Source organism: Azospira sp. MPR-E4 (genome assembly GCF_058809645.1).
Window position 1 is genome coordinate 17,470 of the sequence record NZ_JBXAST010000023.1, and the last position, 16,920, is coordinate 34,389.

The 16,920-nt window shown below is 62.4% G+C and carries 13 protein-coding genes and 1 tRNA gene; 5 read left to right on the top strand and 9 right to left on the bottom strand.

Annotated features, from left to right (window positions below):
• Nucleotides 1-38 precede the first annotated feature (38 nt).
• Complete coding sequence (locus AC1RTA_RS08935) at nt 39-380, top strand: zinc ribbon domain-containing protein YjdM (protein ID WP_014235670.1); 342 nt, start codon at nt 39-41, stop codon at nt 378-380.
• Between the two features lie 94 nt (nt 381-474).
• Here the strand turns inward: AC1RTA_RS08935 and AC1RTA_RS08940 are convergent, their stop codons facing one another.
• From AC1RTA_RS08940 to nifE, 9 genes are all read right to left on the bottom strand, one after another.
• Entirely contained in the window at nt 475-2,514 is a 2,040-nt protein-coding gene (locus AC1RTA_RS08940) for an acyltransferase family protein (RefSeq protein WP_492784540.1), read from the bottom strand.
• Nucleotides 2,515-3,314: 800 nt separating this feature from the next.
• Nucleotides 3,315-3,740: a nitrogen fixation protein NifQ gene (locus AC1RTA_RS08945; protein WP_492784541.1), complete on the bottom strand. Its 426-nt coding sequence runs from the start codon at nt 3,738-3,740 to the stop codon at nt 3,315-3,317.
• Between the two features lie 25 nt (nt 3,741-3,765).
• A complete protein-coding gene (gene fdxB, locus AC1RTA_RS08950) occupies nt 3,766-4,065 on the bottom strand; it encodes a ferredoxin III, nif-specific (RefSeq protein ID WP_014235667.1) in 300 nt (99 codons plus the stop codon).
• A gap of 21 nt (nt 4,066-4,086) precedes the next feature.
• Entirely contained in the window at nt 4,087-4,467 is a 381-nt protein-coding gene (locus AC1RTA_RS08955; RefSeq protein WP_014235666.1) for a hypothetical protein, read from the bottom strand.
• Between the two features lie 8 nt (nt 4,468-4,475).
• Complete coding sequence (locus AC1RTA_RS08960; RefSeq protein WP_014235665.1) at nt 4,476-4,673, bottom strand: CCE_0567 family metalloprotein; 198 nt, start codon at nt 4,671-4,673, stop codon at nt 4,476-4,478.
• A gap of 154 nt (nt 4,674-4,827) precedes the next feature.
• Nucleotides 4,828-5,298, bottom strand: a complete 471-nt coding sequence (locus tag AC1RTA_RS08965; protein WP_416243615.1) for a NifX-associated nitrogen fixation protein — start codon at nt 5,296-5,298, stop codon at nt 4,828-4,830.
• Nucleotides 5,291-5,719, bottom strand: a complete 429-nt coding sequence (gene nifX, locus AC1RTA_RS08970) for a nitrogen fixation protein NifX (protein WP_197739016.1) — start codon at nt 5,717-5,719, stop codon at nt 5,291-5,293. The genes AC1RTA_RS08965 and nifX overlap by 8 nt, the downstream gene beginning before the upstream one ends.
• Nucleotides 5,720-5,741: 22 nt before the next feature.
• Nucleotides 5,742-7,127 (bottom strand): nitrogenase iron-molybdenum cofactor biosynthesis protein NifN, encoded by a 1,386-nt coding sequence (gene nifN / locus AC1RTA_RS08975; RefSeq protein WP_492784542.1) that lies wholly within the window; start codon nt 7,125-7,127, stop codon nt 5,742-5,744.
• Nucleotides 7,120-8,577, bottom strand: a complete 1,458-nt coding sequence (nifE, locus tag AC1RTA_RS08980) for a nitrogenase iron-molybdenum cofactor biosynthesis protein NifE (protein ID WP_492784543.1) — start codon at nt 8,575-8,577, stop codon at nt 7,120-7,122. The genes nifN and nifE overlap by 8 nt, the downstream gene beginning before the upstream one ends.
• Before the next feature lie 240 nt (nt 8,578-8,817).
• Between nifE and queC the strand changes: the two genes are divergently transcribed.
• The 4 genes from queC to AC1RTA_RS09000 all read left to right on the top strand — a co-directional run bounded on the left by queC (nt 8,818) and on the right by AC1RTA_RS09000 (nt 16,918).
• Nucleotides 8,818-9,507, top strand: coding sequence for a 7-cyano-7-deazaguanine synthase QueC (gene queC / locus AC1RTA_RS08985; protein WP_130459795.1), 690 nt, complete (start codon nt 8,818-8,820; stop codon nt 9,505-9,507).
• Nucleotides 9,507-10,613, top strand: coding sequence for a YeeE/YedE family protein (locus AC1RTA_RS08990; RefSeq protein WP_492784544.1), 1,107 nt, complete (start codon nt 9,507-9,509; stop codon nt 10,611-10,613). The genes queC and AC1RTA_RS08990 overlap by 1 nt, the downstream gene beginning before the upstream one ends.
• 72 nt (nt 10,614-10,685) lie before the next feature.
• Nucleotides 10,686-10,761, top strand: a tRNA-Lys gene (locus AC1RTA_RS08995).
• Nucleotides 10,762-11,194: 433 nt separating this feature from the next.
• Nucleotides 11,195-16,918, top strand: a complete 5,724-nt coding sequence (locus AC1RTA_RS09000) for a two-partner secretion domain-containing protein (protein WP_492784555.1) — start codon at nt 11,195-11,197, stop codon at nt 16,916-16,918.
• Nucleotides 16,919-16,920: the final 2 nt, after the last annotated feature.

Consider the following 16,920-nt stretch of genomic DNA (forward strand, 5'->3'; position numbering starts at 1 on the left):
ATCGGTTAAAATCCCGTCCCTGTTAACTGGAGAACCCCATGTCCAACCTGCCCGCCTGCCCCCAATGCACCCTGGAAAACACCTACCCGGACGGCGACAACTACGTCTGCGCCGATTGCGGTTTTGAATGGCCCCAGGCCGGTGCGGCGGCGGAAGAGGAAGCCGACGCCGTGATCAAGGACGCCAACGGCACCGTCCTCAACGACGGCGATGCCGTGGTGCTGATCAAGGACCTCAAGGTCAAGGGTTCCTCCATCGTCCTCAAGCAGGGCTCCAAGGTGAAGAGCATCCGTCTGGTGAGTGGCGGCGACCACGAGGTGGACTGCAAGCTGGACCAGGGCAATTTCATGCTCAAGGCCTGCTTCCTGAAGAAGGTCTGAGTCGTATAGGCACCGGTAGCGCCGGTCCCGCCGCAGCAAGGCCCGCCCATCTGGCGGGCCTTGGTTCTTTCAGGAGTGCTGTTAGGAAAATCTCTTAATGCGAGGTAAGTATTTCTTTCGCTATCAGAGTGTTGGCGTAGTCTGAGATATGGTCCGAGTAGCTGTACAAAAAATTGCCATCCTTCGTGATCGAGCACCTATTTTGTGGACGATCGCAAAGAATATCTGTTGGGTCAAACAATACAACTTGCGCGTTAGATTTCGATAGTCTTTCAGCAAACTGCCGATAGGCAGCTGTTCCCTCAATATGATCTGTGTAAGAAATTGTGCAGCGAGGGTTTTCCTTGCGATAGAGGAAGTTGTTGAGGAATGCACTTGAGGTCATGCCGCCACTAATGCAACTGCGCGGGTCTGGGAAGGTGGGGTTGTCAATCAAGAAAATAACTTTCTTCCCTGATGTTGTTAGATCGGCGATTGCATTTTTGTAGGCGGCGAATGTTTCATTCAGATTATTTGGTGTTGGATTGGATATGAATCCTGTTTCGCTATTAATCTGAAATATGTTTCGCATAGCAATAACTAAAACAACAGTTTTGATCGTCTGGCTATTCTTTAAAATGTCAAACGCCAACTTGTTCTTTTCCTGTTGTTTGATGTCGGCAGGGGTGTTTAACGGCTCTCGTGGCGGGCGAATGGAGCCAATCAAAATGCTGCTTGATTGGCTATTTATTGCTTTCAATTCTCGAGCAATTCCATAATATAAAGCCTCGGCCTTGCTGTCGCCAATAATAGCAATACTGGGTTGATTTTTGGTGCTGGATAAGCAGAACTGGTAGTTCCTAATTTTTTCGGACGGAAGTCCGCATTCCTTGAGGAGATTCCCCCTGTCATGTCCGATGGTCAGGGTGCTAATATTTCCGTTCAATTTGCCGTAAACCCTGTTTTTTATTCCATCAAGCTTGCGAATTGTTACGCCAAGGGAAAAAAGAATTATGGCGCCAATGCAGAGCAAGGCGACATACTTTTTTTGAGCGTGGCCATGTTTACTTCTGATGGGGATTTCTATAAATTTGTAAGTTCCCCAGGCCAAAACGAAACTGACGAGTATAAGAATTGCTCTGGTGCTAGCAGATGGTGTTTGGGATTCTATTATTCTGGCATAAGACAGCAGCGGCCAGTGCCATAGATAGAGTGGGTAGCTGATCAGGCCAACGAGCGCTAGTGGGCGAATAAAAAAACTGACGGATATTTTTGACTCTGTATGTGCGCTGTAATTTGCAATTACTAAAGCAGCTCCCAGGACGGGGATGGCTGCGATAATGCCAGGAAACGGAAGTGTGTTGTCGATGAAGAAGATGGCAATGGCAATAAGGCTAACTCCTATTGCCACCCAGAATGTCTTAATTCTGGCTTGATAATTTAATTTGTTGCTAAGCTCCATCTGAGCGATAAATGCGCCGGCCCCCAACTCCCAGAAACGGGTTATGGGAGAGTAAAAATCTGCGGTTGGGTTGCTTTTGACCAAGAATGCCGAGTAGACAATGGATAGCGCACAAAGAGAAAAAATGTATTTGGAAATGTATTTTGATTGAAAACGCCACAGCAGTGCGAGCAATACGGGCCAGATGATATAAAACTGCTCTTCCACTCCAAGTGACCATAGATGTAATAGTGGTTTGGTATCGGCGGCCATATCGAAATAACCAGCCTCTTTCCAAAAAACGAAGTTAGCGACAAATGCAGCGCCGCCAGCAATCGGTCGCCCAAGCATTTTGTATTCGTCGGGCGTTAATATTATCCAGCCAATAATTGCAGTTACAGCAATTACAACGGTGAGTGCCGGGAAAATTCTTTTGATACGCTTCCTGTAGAAAGAGCGAGTTGAAAAGGCGTTCTGCTGAAGGTCTTTTAGTATATGTTTTGAGATCAAATAGCCGGATATGACGAAGAAAATATCTACTCCGACGAATCCGCCTGGAGCAAAAGAGGGGAAGGCGTGAAAGAGTATGACCGCGATAACTGCTACTGCCCGCAATGCGTCAATGTCTGGTCTGTACTCGGAGTATTTTATTGACGTCTTTTCGCAATGGGATGCAAGTAATTCTTCTTTTTCTATTGGATTTGTACAGGACATAGTCAGCTCGAGTTGATTGCGGTATTCCGATTTTCTATAAATACCGTGCTATCAACTTAGGTTGGTGGCGTTAATATTGATGCGTATTCAATAATAATACGATTGGTTTCAGTGGTTGCCGTGGGTGCACTTAGGCGTTTGTCATTTTACCACAGATGGCTAAACATAGCCTGAGGCCTGTTCTAGGCTCGTTAGTGCGATACGCATATGCTGCGGATTAATGTCCGAATCATTGTTGATGGTTCCAATCGCGTGGCGCCTGAATTTTGATGCTCAGAAACGCCTATGTCCGTACGCGGTGCAGAGGCAGGAATAGCTCTGAGTCGGGCACAATGACGACTGGAATTCGTTCACGCAAGGCAAACCGAAGGGGTTGAGGGTTGTTTTGCTCTATCGGAAAGCTTGCTCGCGATATATTTAGGGACGGAGATGGGTTGAGAGATTTTTGGCCCGCCTCAATCGGGTGCAGGTTAAGTAGCACCGCGTGTTGCTAGTGGCGAACCATTGGGGACTGCGCTGATGTCTTGGGATTACTGCGATATCCTCTCGGCACTGAGATCAGCCGTCCAGTTCTCATTCCGTTGGTAGCGAGAGTAGCCTTCCGGTGCTGCGGGTGTCTGCCCCGCTACAAGACCGACTGGCGCTGGCTCGAAGGGCGCCAGGATTCGCCCTGGTATCCGGGGGTGCTGCGCCTGTTCCGCCAGGAGCGGCGGGGCGACTGGGACGAGGTGGTGTCCCGGGTGGCCGGGGAACTGGCGGCCTGGGCTGCCGGTGCAACTCCAGACAGCGGGACCCCTGCCCTAGAGGTGGGCGCTCACGGAGAGGGTGCCTAGGGCCGGCCCGTCCTCGTTGCCGAAGCACTCCGCCAGATGGGCGCAGACGCCGCAGGAGGGAGCGCGGCAGGCGCGGATTTCGGCCTGCTCGCACAGTTGCAGGTAGAAGAACTTCTTCCAGCGCATATTGCCCGTGTTGCGCGCGAAGAGCCGGGGAAAGTGTTCCCGCAGCAGGTCCGACAGGGCCTGCCGGTGGGGCAGGCCCAGGTCCTGCCACAGGTGGTTGTCGCCGAGGCAGCCCTTGGCCACGGCGGCGGCCAGGGGCCGGCTCTCCGGTCCGCTGCCATGGTCGAGCAGGAGGGCCAGCAGGTCCTCGTACTCGTCGTCCCGGGCCCGGGGCAGGAGGGCGAGACGGCCCAGGTCCATCAGGGCCAGGTAGTGGGCGGCGTCCATGGCGGCGGCTCGGGGTGGAACGGGTTCAGGCCTTGGCCGGGGCGTGGCTGATGCACTTCTTGGAACAGTTGCGGGCACAGGCCTCGCAGCCGACGCAGTTTTCCGGGTGGGCCACGGTCATGACCTTTTTCTCGTACTCGTCGTCGTCGCCGTCGTCGATGGCGATCAGCTCGCCCTCGTCGTCCATGGCCATGAGGGAGAGCACATCCCGGCCGCAGGTCTTGAAGCAGCGGCCGCAGCCGATGCACTTTTCGTCGTCGATGCTTTGCACGAAGTTGGGAATCCACTCCACACCGGAGGGCAGGGTGACGCTGAAGACAGACATGATGGCTCCTTGTAGAAAAATTCAGCGGGGCAGGGTGGCGGCCAGGGCGTAGTGGCGCCGCTCCGGGCGGCAGGCGCCGGCGGCGCCGTGCTCCCGGGTGCACACCAGCCAGTTGCCGGCGAGGCGCCAGGCGAAGACCGACTGGCCGTAGCAGCGGGCTTCCTGGAAGGCGCCTTCCTCGTCGTCCACGATGGGGGCGGGCACTTCATAGACGTGGTGGTAGAAGCAGTTCTCGCCCCAGCGGTCGAAGCCCATGACCCGCACGCCGCCGGCCTGAAGGTCCGCCTCCCGCTCGAAGCGGATGGGTACCGCGGTACGCCGCCGGTAGTCCGCCGGCAGGTAGCGTTGCCATTCGCGGCGCCAGGAGGTCTCGTCCCGGGTCAGGTCGGGCAGGCGTTCCACGATTCCTCCTAGCCCAGCTCGGCCAGGCGCTGCCGCGCCGCGGTGAGGGCGGCGTAGGCGTCGTGGGTCTTCTGGGCCGTTTCCATGATGTTTTCCCAGTTCACCGGCAGCTCCTCCGAGAGGTCGTGCAGGTTCATCTTCCAGGTCATGGCCTGGGCCGAGAGCTTCTTGATCTGGGCCTTCAGTTCTTCGGGGTTGTCGCTCATGGGGGGATTCCTTAAATCGTTGCCACCGAGGGCACAGAGATCACAGAGGGGAAAACATCGCAGCGGAAACGCCGGGGGTTTTGACGATCCGTATTGCCGCCGCTACTGCCCGGAATTTCTCTGTGCTCTCTGTGTCCTCTGTGGCTAAAGCCTTTCAACCGTAATTCGCCACCTCGCCAAAGCGGGCGATCATGGCCACCGCTTCGTTGACGATCTTGTCGCCCTGTTCCGCCAGGGCTTCCAGGGAGTCGAAGCCGAAGCGGTGCACGTCCCGGTGGTATTTATTGAACACCACCAGGCGGCCGGCGATGAGCACCACGCGGCCGAAGCCCTCGTGGCTCATCTTGATCATGGGGGCGCACATGACCTTGCTCTGGCGCTCGATGGCCAGGCCGATGGCGTTGTAGTACAGCTCCAGGCGCCACAGCACTTCCGGGTCCGGGTCGTCGATGATGGGGATGGCCTTGCGCGCCTCCTTGTCCAGCACGTAGGGACCCACCACTTCCACATCGCTCTTGCCGTCCCAGTGGCCGTAGCTGTCCTGGGAACGCAGCTGCTTGACCAGCTCGGAGAGGAAGGGGGAGTCGGCAATGGCAAAAGTTGCGCAGACAGCTGAATCAGACATGGGATTTTTCCTCTTCCAGGGCGTCGTCGAAATTGCGTTCCTGATCCTTCATCAGGGCCTTGCGCAGCCAGGGCGGCGGGGTGCCCTTGAGCACGGCCTGCAGCTTGCCGATGATGGCGGTGATGGGTTCCGGATTGGGCACCTTCACCGGGTGGATCTTCATGTTCACCACCCGGGCCGCCGCCGAGCCGCCAATGGCGGCCACGTACACAATGGCGCAGTCCTGGATGGCTTCCAGCTTGGCCCCCAGCTTGTCCTCGGTGCCGTCCTCCTTCAGGTCCCCCTCGAAGCGGACCACGGTGGCCAGGGTCGAGCTGTCGGCGGTGATGTCGTAGATGGCGATGTTGCGGGCCCAGCCGAAGTGGGCGTCCACCTGTTGCAGGTCCTCGGTGGCGAATGCGACTTTCAGCGGTTTGCTCATGGCGGCACCTTCCTTGGTTGATTCAGTGACAAGCGACAGCCGCCGCACCGTGCGCGCAGCCGGTGCCGCAGTTGGCGGCGGGTTCGGCGGTCGGCCGGAAATCGTCGGGGACGGCTTCGTGCAGGTTTTCAATGAAGACATTGCCCACCTCGAAAATCAGGTTCCGGGTGCCCCGGTAGCCCACGCTCACCTTGTGGGCCGCGCCGAGGCGGTCGAAGGTGGGCAGGCCGGAGCGCCAGAAGGGGATGCCCAGCCGCGCCGCCGCCTGGCGGCCGTGGGCATGGGTGATGAGCAGGTCAGCGCCGACGGCGCCCTGCTCGAAGTCTTCCAGGTCGCCGATCAGCACTTCGTCCGCCGGCACCCGGTTGAGGAGCGGGGATTCGGTGCTGGTGACGGCTACCTGGATTTCCGCCCCCATCTCCGTGAGGAAGGTGGTGAGGGCGTACAGCAGGTCCGGCTCGGCGGCCACCGCCACCTTCTTCTTGCCGAAGTGGAAGTGGCCGTCCAGCATGGCGTCCAGCAGCTGGCTGCGCTGGCGCTTGAAGCGGGGCGGCACCTCGGTGTTGGCGATGCGGGAGAGCAGGGCCAGGAAATCGTCGCAGGGCTTCAGACCGGTGAGCCGGTCGAAGACGGCGTAGGGCACGCCGGCGATGTCCTTCAGCTTTGCCGCCGCCGCCCGGCCCTGTTCGCCGATGACCAGGGTGTAGGCCGACTCGCCCATGCTGTGCAGTTCGTCGAGCCGGGTGCCGCCCAGGGTGGTGGGCAGGAAGGTCTCGGGAATGTGGCCGTCCATGGAGCCGGAGAGGTCGGGCAGCACCACCGGGGTGAGGCCGAAGGCTTCGACCATCTCCTTCACCTCCTCGATGTCGCCGGGGGTGAGGTGGCAGCCGGGCAGGATATTCACCTGCCAGGGGCGGTGCACATTCGATGGCTTGGCGATGGTCTCCACCATGCGCAGCACCGCCTTGCCCCAGCCGTCCTGGAAGGCGCTGGCGAAGTCCGGAGTGGAGACGAACACCACCTCCATGTCCGCCAGTTCCGGGTGCTTCTGCCGGATCAGCTGGAGGAAGCCGTCCACGTCGTCGCCCTTGGCCTCGGTGATGCCGGTGGAGATGAGGCCCACCAGGGCCGGGGCGGCCCGCTTGTGGATATTCACCAGGGCCTGCTCCACATTCTCCAGGCCGCCGAGGATGGTGGTGACCTCGTTCATGGCCGTGGTCTGCAGGGGAATGGTCTCGCGGAAGTGCTTGACGAAGAGCACCAGGCCGAAGGCGGTGCAGCCCTGGGAGCCGTGCAGCAGGGGCAGGGCCTGGTCCATGCCGAGGAAGGCCAGGGCGGCGCCGATGGGCTGGCTCATTTTCAGCGGATTGACGGCGCAGGCCTTCCTGCTGTGCTTGACCTCAGCCATGGCACACCTCGCCTGCGCATTCTTCCTGATTGCAGGACTGCCATTCTTCGAGGTCCTGTTCCCAGTCGGGCCGCTCCCAGGGGGCCGGCTGGCGTACCTGCTGCCACACCGGGTTGTAGAGGGCCTTGTCGATCTCATCCACCAGATTGACGATGCCGTCGTAGCCGGCCAGGGCGTGGTGCCGTTCCTGGTTGATCTCCACCCAGGGGGTCTTGGCCTTCAGCGCCACGAACTGGGAGCGGCCGCCGGAGAGCATCACGTCGGCCTGGGAGTCCCTGAGCATCCGGTACATCTCCCGGGGCGGCAGCTCGTCGAACATGTGGGCGTCGGTGCCCATGATTTCCTTCACCTTCTCCCGGTCGTTGGCGGTGGTCTTGCGCATGGAGGTGCCGACGATTTCCATGCCCACTTCCTGCAGGGCCGAGACCACGGACCAGGACTTCACCCCGCCGGTGAACAGCAGCACCCGCTTGCCCTTCAGGCGCGCCTTGTAGGGCTCCAGGCGGGCCCAGGCCTTGGCTTCTTCCCGGGCGATGAGGGCCTCGGCCCGTTCCTCCAGGTCTGCCGGGCCGCCCTGGCGTACCAGCAGGGCGCTGATCTTCCTCAGGGCGTCGGACATGTCGGAGACGCCGTAGAAGCTGCCCTCGAAGAAGGGAATGCCGTAGCGCTCCTCCATCTTGCGGGCCACGTTGATGAGGGCCTGGGAGCACAGCATGATGGCCGCCCTCGCCTTGTGGGCCGTGGCGATGTCGTTGTAACGGCCGTCGCCGGAGATGGTGGCGAGGATGCGGATGCCCAGCTCATCGAAGAGGGGCTTCACCTGCCACAACTCCCCCACCACGTTGTATTCGCCGATCAGGTTGATGTCGCAGCGGGTGGTGTAGTCGGGCTCCCGGGTGCCGATGACGTAGTCCAGCAGGGCCTCGCCGCCCAGCTTGTTGCCCAGGTTCTTGCTGCCGACGAAGCCGGGGGCATTCACCGGGATCACCGGCTTGCCGAACTTGGCGGTGGCGGCCTTGCACACCGCCTCGATGTCGTCGCCGATCATGGCCGGCAGGCAGGTCTGGTACACGAAGACGGCGGGCGGGTCGTACTTGTCGATGATTTCCTTGATGGCCCGGTAGAGCTTCTTCTCGCCGCCGTACACCACGTCCATCTCGTTCATGTCGGTGGTGAAGCCGGTGCGGTAGATATGGGAGCCGGAGGAGAGGGTATGGCGCGAATCCCAGGAATTGCCTTCGCAGGCGATGGGGCCGTGTACCAGATGGGCCACGTCCACGATGGGCTGCAGGGCGATCTTGGCCCCGTCGAAGGCACAGCCGCCGGCAGCGGCGCCCGGAGTGAGCTGCTTCTTGCAGCCCGCCTTGCGTTCCTTCTCGCCCTTGGCCTGGTTGGTGGCGCAACCCGGTTCTTCCAGGACACTGGCCACCTTCTGTTGCAATGCGCTCATGTCGGCTCTCCTACAATTTTTCTTTTGTGAGCCTTAAGTAGCAGGTTTGGTGCCAGTGCCCGGCACTGCCCCAAAGTGCTTGTTTTTGCTGCCTCGTCAGGGCCGTGGCGGCGTCGTGGGGCGTCTTCCTGTCGGTTTCGCGACAGCCCCGGGGCGCCTCTTGTTGCACTTGGCACCAGCCCGGCCGGACCGGGGGCCAGCCTTTATGCCGGCCCCCGCTCGCGGTATATTTGCCCGCCTATGACTGACATTCGCCCTGCCATCGTCCTGCTTTCCGGCGGCCTGGACTCCGCCACCTGCCTGGCCATCGCCAAGAGCGAAGGCTTCGCCCCCTATTGCCTGTCCTTCGACTACGGCCAGCGCCACAAGGCCGAGCTGCAGGCCGCCGCCCGGGTGGCGGCCGCCCTCGGCGCCAAGGAGCACCGCGTGGTGCGCCTGGACATCGGCCAGTTCGGCGGCTCCGCCCTCACCGACAGTTCCATTGCCGTGCCCGTCGAGGGCGTCCAGGCCGGCGGCATCCCCGTCACCTATGTGCCGGCCCGCAACACCGTCATGCTCTCCTTCGCCCTGGCCTGGGCCGAAGTGCTGGGGGCCAAGGACATATTCGTCGGCGTGAATGCCGTGGATTATTCCGGCTACCCGGACTGCCGCCCCGAGTTCATCGCCGCCTTCGAACGCATGGCCAATCTGGCCACCAAGGCCGGGGTGGAAGGGGCCGAGCTGCATGTGCATGCGCCCCTGATCGACCTCACCAAGGCCCAGATCGTCCAGCGCGGCACCGCCCTCGGTGTCGATTACGGCATCACCGTCTCCTGCTACCAGGCCGACGACGAGGGCCGGGCCTGCGGCGTCTGCGATTCCTGCCGCCTGCGGGCCGAAGGCTTCCGCGCCGCCGGCTTGGCCGATCCCACGCCCTACCGTAGCGCCTGATGGACAGCCTGCCCGATCTGTCGCCCCTGCTGTGGCTGGCCGCCGGCCTCGGCGGCCTCTTCGGCGCCGTCGCCCAGCGCACCTGCTTCTGCACCATGGGCGCGGTGTCCGACATAGTGAACATGGGGGACTGGAACCGCATGGGCATGTGGCTGCTGGCCATGGGCACGGCGGTGCTGGGTACGGCCGGCCTGCAGCTGGCGGGCCTCATCGACGTGGCCAATTCCATCTACACCGCCCCCCGCCTGCTGTGGGCTTCCCACCTGGCGGGTGGCCTGCTGTTTGGCATCGGCATGGTGCTGGCCTCGGGCTGCGGTGCCAAGACCCTGGTGCGCCTGGGGGGCGGCAATCTCAAATCCCTGGTGGTGTTCCTGGTCATGGGCCTCACCGCCCTGGCCACCCTCAAGGGCCTGCCGGCTCTGCTGCGGGTCGGCCTGCTGGATGTCCTGGCCGTGGATCTGTCCGCCCCGGGTCAGGACCTGCCCCGGCTGTTGCAGTCTCTCCTGGGCCTGCCGCCGGCCACGGTGTCGGCCCTGGTGGCCGGCAGCGTCGGCGGCCTGCTGCTGGCGGCGCCCCTGCTGCGCGCCGACTTCCGCCAGGCCGAGTACATCCTCGGCGGTCTGGCCATCGGCGCCGCCGTGGTGGGCGGCTGGTTCCTCAGCGGCCATCTGGCCTTCGTCACCGAACATCCCGACACCCTGCAGCCGGCTTTCCTTGGCACCAACAGCGGCCGCATGGAGTCCCTCACCTTCGTCGCCCCGCCGGCCTACGCCCTGGAACTGTTCGCCACCTGGAGCGACGCCAGCCGCAAGCTGACCCTGGGCATCGCCACGGTGCTCGGCGTCGTCGCCGGTTCCGCCCTGGTGGCCCTGTCCCGCCGCAGCTTCCGCTGGGAAGGCTTCCGCGATGCGGAAGACACGGCCAGCCACCTCATCGGCGCCGTCCTCATGGGCTTCGGCGGCGTCACCGCCCTCGGCTGCACCGTGGGTCAGGGCCTCTCCGGCATCTCCACTCTGGCCCTGGGCAGCCTCATCACCACCCTGTCCATCATTGCCGGCGCCTGGCTGGCCCTGCGCCTGCAGTACCGACGCATGCTCAACGAATAGCCCGCCCACCCGCATCAATCCCGGGTTTGACAGGCCCGGGGGTGCCCCCTATAATTCGCGCTCCGTTTTTGCGGGTCGGTAGCTCAGTCGGTAGAGCAGCGGACTTTTAATCCGTTGGTCGCGAGTTCGAATCTCGCCCGACCCACCAAAAATGCGCCACGAAACTAAAGCAAAAAGCCAGCCAATAGGTTGGCTTTTTTGTTTTCTGCCTTGCTTTTTGCCCTACTTCTCTGCCTCAAGCGTAAGAAAATTCTATTTGGCATATTTTGAGGGGCGTCAGTTTCACACCTCCCCACCGTGCCGCATTGAAGCGCCATCCTTGGTTTTGACGGGCGTGCTAGTGCATGTTGTTCTTCTTATCTATTTGTTTTTATGTTTTGTTTTTCGAAATCCCTCTCCTTTGGAAGAAGGTGATATCGGCCGGGATAGGCGATTGGAACTTCAAGATTCATCGGCGGGTACAGCCTTTTTCAGCGTAAGAAACAGTTATGGTGCGTATTTCTGGTCGGCCAAATAAAATTCGTTCCTCATAGGTTCGTGCCCTGCAGATCGCTCTGCAAGCGAGGAATTATCGAATGTTCATGAGTCGTGCATTTGCCGTGGTGTGGAATAGCCAGCTTGGTACCTGGAGTTTTACCCATGAAAGTACCTCCCGTCGTGGAGGATGTCCTGCCGCGATTCTGACCTCGGCGCTGCTTTTTGGCTCTGGCGTGGCTGCTGCGGCCGATCTGCCTACCGGCGGTGTCATCACATACGGAAGCGGTGCCATTGGCTCTTCCGGAAGCCAAATGGTGATCAACCAGTCCAGCAATAAGTTGGCGATAGACTGGCAGAGCTTCAACATCGGTGCAGGAAGCCGGGTTACTTTCAATCAACCCGGGGCCGATGCCATTGCCCTGAACCGGGTATTGGGAAGCGATGGTTCCCAGATCATGGGTCAGTTGAATGCCAATGGAAGGGTCTTCCTGGTCAATCCGAATGGTGTTCTATTCGGCAGCAGTGCCCAGGTTCAGGTGGGTGGCCTGGTGGCTTCCTCAATGGACATCGATCCTCTCGACTTCGTTCGGGGCTCCTATCGTTTCAAGGCTAATGGCCAACCGGCAGCTGTCATTAACCAGGGCAGCATTATTGCTGCCGATGGAGGAGCTGTTGCCCTCTTGGGGGGGCGAGTCAGCAACGAGGGGGTCATCGTTGCACGTCAAGGCAGCGTAGCCTTGGCTGCTGGAAATGCCATGACTCTCGACTTTGCCGGTGATGGCCTGCTCAATGTACAGGTAGATAGCTCGGCGGCGGATGCGTTGGTAGAAAACCACAAGCTGATCCGGGCCGATGGCGGCAAGGTGCTGCTCACCGCAGACGCAGGCAACGCACTGATCAAGACCGTGGTTAACAACACCGGCGTGATCGAGGCTCGCACCCTGGGCCAGAAGAACGGCAAGATCATGCTCATGGGCGACTTCGACGGCGGCGTGGTCAAGGTGGCCGGTACCCTCGACGCCAGCGCACCCAACGGTGGCAACGGCGGCTTCATCGAGACCAGCGGTGCCCACGTACGGATCGCCGATGACGTGAAGGTCACTACCCTGGCGCCCAAGGGCAAGACCGGCGAGTGGCTGATCGACCCCTACAACGTGACCATTTCCAACGCCACCAGCTCCGGCATGGGAGGCTTCAACGGCAACGCCAACGACAGCGTGCTCAACGTCACCACCCTCACCAATGCCCTGGCCAGCACCGGGGTGACGGTGACCACCGGCGTCGGCGGCAGCCAGGCCGGCAACATCACCGTGGACGCGCCCATCAGCTGGAGCGCCAACACCGTGCTGGCGCTCAACGCCGCCGGCAGCATCATCGTCAACAAGGATATCACCGCCACCGGCAACAACGCCGGGCTGTCCATGTCCTACAGCGGCAGCTACAGCCTGAACAAGGGCGCCCGCGTCACCCTGTCCGGCAGCAATGCCAGCCTCAGCCTGGCGGGCACCGGCTATGTCCTGATCCATGACATCGGCGCGTTGCAGAACATCACCAGCACAGGCTTCTACGCCCTGGGCAACGACATCGACGCCAGCGCCACCGCGGGCTGGAACGGTGGCGCCGGCTTCAACCCGCTGGACGGGGCGAGCACCAACTTTGCCGGCCTTGGCCACAGCATCGACAAACTGACCATCAACCGCGGGCTAGAGAGCGACGTCGGGCTGTTCCGCACCGTGAGCGGCAACGTCCGTGACCTGACCCTGTCGAATGCCCGCATCACCGGCCAGATGAACGTCGGCGGTATCGCCGCCACCCTTGGCGGCACCCTCAGCAACGTCCACATGACCGGCAGCGTGTCCGGCTCCGGGGCCTTCGTCGGCGGCCTGGCCGGCACGGTGAACAACGGCATCATCCGCTACTCGTCCTCAGCCGCCGACGTGACCGGCCTGACCGTGGTGGGCGGGTTGGCGGGCAGCGTGCAGAGCATTGCCATGGCTGACTCATATGCCACCGGCTCGGTCACCGCCACGGTCAGCAACACCAGTGCGTATGCGGGCGGGCTGCTGGGCGAGGTGATCTCCAGCGCGACGCTCACCAACACCTACGCCAGCGGCAAGGTCACCGGCTACACCACCACGGGCGGCCTGATCGGTGGCGGCTACCTGCCCACCATCACCGTCAACACCAGCTACTGGGACATCAACAGCACCGGCCAGTCCAGCTCCCTGGGTGGCGGTACCGGCCTGACCAGCGCCGTGCGCAACCAGTCGGCCTACACCGGTTTCGACTTCACCAACATGTGGGTGATGTTCGAAGGCGATACCCGGCCGATGCTGCGCAACGAATACTCCACGACCATCTTCACCCCCCACGCCCTGCAACTGATGGGGCTGGACCTGACAGCCAATTACCGCCTGGGCACCGACCTGAGCCTGGCCAGCGCCATGGCCGCCAGCGGCGGCTACTACGGCGAGGTGTGGGGTGCATCGGGTTTCCGCTCGGTCGGCAACAACACACAGCAGTTCACCGGCAGCTTAAATGGGCAGGGCCACAGTATCAGCGGCCTGGCCATCAACCGTGCGGCCACCGACTATGTCGGCCTGTTCGGCTACACCTCCGGCGCGACCCTGGCCAACGTCAAGCTGGTGGGCGGCAACGCTACCGGCAGAGACAACGTCGGTGCCCTGGTCGGTTACATGCAGGGCGGTACCCTCGGCAACGCATCGGCCAGCACCACGGTCAGCGGCACCAGCACCAGCGAAGCCAATACCGGCGGGCTGGTAGGCACCAACGACAGCGGCGCCATCGCCGATGCCTCCGCCACCGGCAATGTCACCGGAGCCGGCTACCAGGTCGGTGGCCTGGTCGGCTTCAACGTCAACGGCGGCAGCATCACCCGCTCCTATGCCACCGGCAACGTCACCGGCACCAACACGACCGCAAACCTCGGCTATGTCGGCGGCCTGGTGGGCGCCAACGGCTACAGCGGCGATGGCGGCTCCATCAGCCAGTCCTACGCCACCGGCACGGTGAGGGCGTCGTCGGGGCCGGTCGGCGGCTTCGTCGGGCACAACGAAGGCAGCATCACCGACTCCTACGCCACCGGCGCGGTGATCGGCCAGGGCTCTTCGAGCAACATCGGCGGCTTCGCCGGGGTCAACTTCATCAACGGCACCATCAGCAACAGCTACTCCACCGGCTACGTCGCCGGCGGCACCCAGCTGGGTGGCTTCGTCGGCTACAACAACGGCACCAACGGCGCCATCAGCAACGCCTACTGGAACACCCAGACCAGTGGCCAGTCGCAGGCCGCGTCCGGTGGCCTGGTGAACGGCATCACCGGGCGTACCAACGCGCAGCTCCAGGGTGGGCTGCCGTCCGGCTTCTCCTCGTCCATCTGGGGCACCGGCGCCAACCTCTACCCGTACTTCACCTGGCGCTACAGCACCACGCCCATCGCCATCAGCGGCAAGGCCTTCAGCAATGGCGGCAGCACGGCCCTGGCGGGCGCGACGCTGACCGCCGTATCCGGCGGCGTGGCCATCGGCAGCGGCAGCAGCGGGGCGGACGGCTACTACTACATCCTCAGCGACGCCAGCGGTCTGGATGCCAACGGCGCCATCGCCTACCTGGATGGCAACGTCGACACCGGTGCCGGCTTCGGCGACGTGATCGGCATCAACGGCATCCAGGGGCTGGACGTCTACAGCTCCGCCGCGCGCCTGGCCACGGGGCAGGGCAGCCTCTCGGCGACCCGCAGCCGCTACCTGGCCGCGCGCGGCAGTTATGCCGATGCCGACCTGGCGTTCCTCTCGTCCAGCGACTTCTCAGCCCTCACCAGCAGCGGCTACGGCCTCTACCTGGCTGCCAGCGCTGCCAACTACAGCCTGGACACCAACCTCGGCTCCGGCGGCCTGCTCAGCCTCGACAGCGGCGGTGCCTTCGGCATCAGCGGCACCCGCCAGCTGTCGGCGGGCGGTAACCTCGACGTGGCCGACCGCCTGACCTGGGGCGATGCCGCCGGACTGACCCTCAGCACCAGCAATGGCGGCAACGTCGTGCTGGGGAATGGCATCGACGCCGCCAACGGCAGCCTGGCCCTGTCCGCCGCCGGTACTGTGACCAGCAACGGTGGCGTCAACCTCGGCGTGCTGAATTTCACCGGCGGCACCTGGCGCCAGGTGGCGGCCAGCCTGCCCAGCTTCAGCGTCACCGACTTCCGCCTCAGCCCCGGTGCCACCTTCGTGCGTGCCCTGGGCGGCGACGGTAGTGTCGCCACGCCGTACCGCATCGCCGATGTCTATGGCCTGCAGGGCCTGGCTTCCACCAGCCTGGCGGGCAGCCGCTTCGTCCTGGCGAACGACATCAATGCCTCCAGCAGCGCGCTGTGGAACAGCGGCACCGGCTTCCTCTCCATCGGCAGCCTGGCCAACCCCTTCACCGGCCGGTTCGACGGGCAGGGGCATCGCATCAGCGGCCTGGCCATCAACCGTCCCGGCAGCACCTACAGCGGCCTGTTCGGCTACAACGCCGGCTACGTCGGCAACCTCAACCTGGTGGGTGGCAGCGTGGCCGGTGGTAGCTACACCGGTGCCCTGGTGGGCTACAACGCTGCCACCGGGGGGGTCGAGCGGGTCAGCAGCGACACCGCCGTCACCGGCACGGGCAATGTCGGCGCCTTGGTCGGCACCAACGCCGGGACCCTCAGCGAGTCCCTGGCCACGGGCAGCGCCAGCGGCGGCCTGAATGGCGGCGGCCTGGCCGGCAGCAACGCCAGCACCGGCACCATCCACGACAGCTACGCCACCGGCAGCGCCCAGGGCAGCGCCACAGCAGGCGGCCTGGTCGGGTTCAACGACGGCAGCCTGCTGCGTGTCTATTCCACGGGCACGGCCAGCTCCAGCGTCGGCGCGGTCGGCGGCCTGGTGGGCAGCAATGTTGGCACCGCCACCGGCAGCTTCTGGAACACAACCACCAGCGGCCTGGTCCAGGGCGTCGGGGCCGGCAACGGCACCGGCGTATCGGGGCTGACCAGCGCCCAACTCAGCAGCCTGGCGCCCTTCGTGACGGCCGGCTGGAATATCGACGACGCCGGCGGAACCGGTGCCACCTGGCGTATGTACGAGGGCCACAGCGCCCCCCTGCTGCGCTCCTTCATGACCGCCCTCAGCGTCAGTGTCGGCAACGCCAGCAAGACCTACGACGGCTCAGCCACCAGCAGCACTGGAGCGCTAGTGTTTCCCATCGGATATGATCCGTCGCTGCTATCCGGCAGCGCCATCTATACGGCAAACAGCGCCAATGTCGGAACCTATAGCGGCGCTACCCTTCGTCTCGGTGGTTTGTATTCAACTCAGTTCGGCTATGACATCTCTATGGGAGCCGGCTCCCTTACCGTCAGCAAGGCACCCCTAACCATTACTGCCAGCAATGCCAGCAAGACCTATGGACAAACGGGGGGGCTGAGCGGCTTCATTACCTCCGGACTGCTAGCCTCCGATCAAGTATCCGTCGTTAGTCTGAGCAGCCCCGGCGCGGCCAGTACTGCTCCGGCGGGGACCTACGCCATTGTCGCGAGTAACGCTCAGGGGCAGGGGCTGGGAAACTATGACATTACCTACGCCGATGGCCTGTTGACCGTGATTGGCTCGTCGCCAAGCACCTCTGTTGACTCCCGTCTTTTGCAGGCCCAGATCGTTGCCAGTCACACTCGGGAAGAACATCGCCGCCCAGCGGTAGCAGTAAATCCTGTCCCAACGGCATCTGTCATCGATATTCCCCGGTTGAATGTCATTAATCAGGGCATTCGCCTGCCAGAAGGAATCTGAAG

Bases quoted from the DNA above. Each gene is read 5' to 3' on its own strand.
- AC1RTA_RS08945 (WP_492784541.1), bottom strand. From the start codon at position 3,740: ATGGACGCCGCCCACTACCTGGCCCTGATGGACCTGGGCCGTCTCGCC.
- fdxB (WP_014235667.1), bottom strand. From the start codon at position 4,065: ATGTCTGTCTTCAGCGTCACCCTGCCCTCCGGTGTGGAGTGGATTCCC.
- AC1RTA_RS08965 (WP_416243615.1), bottom strand. From the start codon at position 5,298: ATGTCTGATTCAGCTGTCTGCGCAACTTTTGCCATTGCCGACTCCCCC.
- queC (WP_130459795.1), top strand. From the start codon at position 8,818: ATGACTGACATTCGCCCTGCCATCGTCCTGCTTTCCGGCGGCCTGGAC.
- nifE (WP_492784543.1), bottom strand. From the start codon at position 8,577: ATGAGCGCATTGCAACAGAAGGTGGCCAGTGTCCTGGAAGAACCGGGT.
- AC1RTA_RS08935 (WP_014235670.1), top strand. From the start codon at position 39: ATGTCCAACCTGCCCGCCTGCCCCCAATGCACCCTGGAAAACACCTAC.
- nifX (WP_197739016.1), bottom strand. From the start codon at position 5,719: ATGAGCAAACCGCTGAAAGTCGCATTCGCCACCGAGGACCTGCAACAG.
- AC1RTA_RS08960 (WP_014235665.1), bottom strand. From the start codon at position 4,673: ATGAGCGACAACCCCGAAGAACTGAAGGCCCAGATCAAGAAGCTCTCG.
- AC1RTA_RS08940 (WP_492784540.1), bottom strand. From the start codon at position 2,514: ATGTCCTGTACAAATCCAATAGAAAAAGAAGAATTACTTGCATCCCAT.
- nifN (WP_492784542.1), bottom strand. From the start codon at position 7,127: ATGGCTGAGGTCAAGCACAGCAGGAAGGCCTGCGCCGTCAATCCGCTG.
- AC1RTA_RS08990 (WP_492784544.1), top strand. From the start codon at position 9,507: ATGGACAGCCTGCCCGATCTGTCGCCCCTGCTGTGGCTGGCCGCCGGC.
- AC1RTA_RS09000 (WP_492784555.1), top strand. From the start codon at position 11,195: ATGAGTCGTGCATTTGCCGTGGTGTGGAATAGCCAGCTTGGTACCTGG.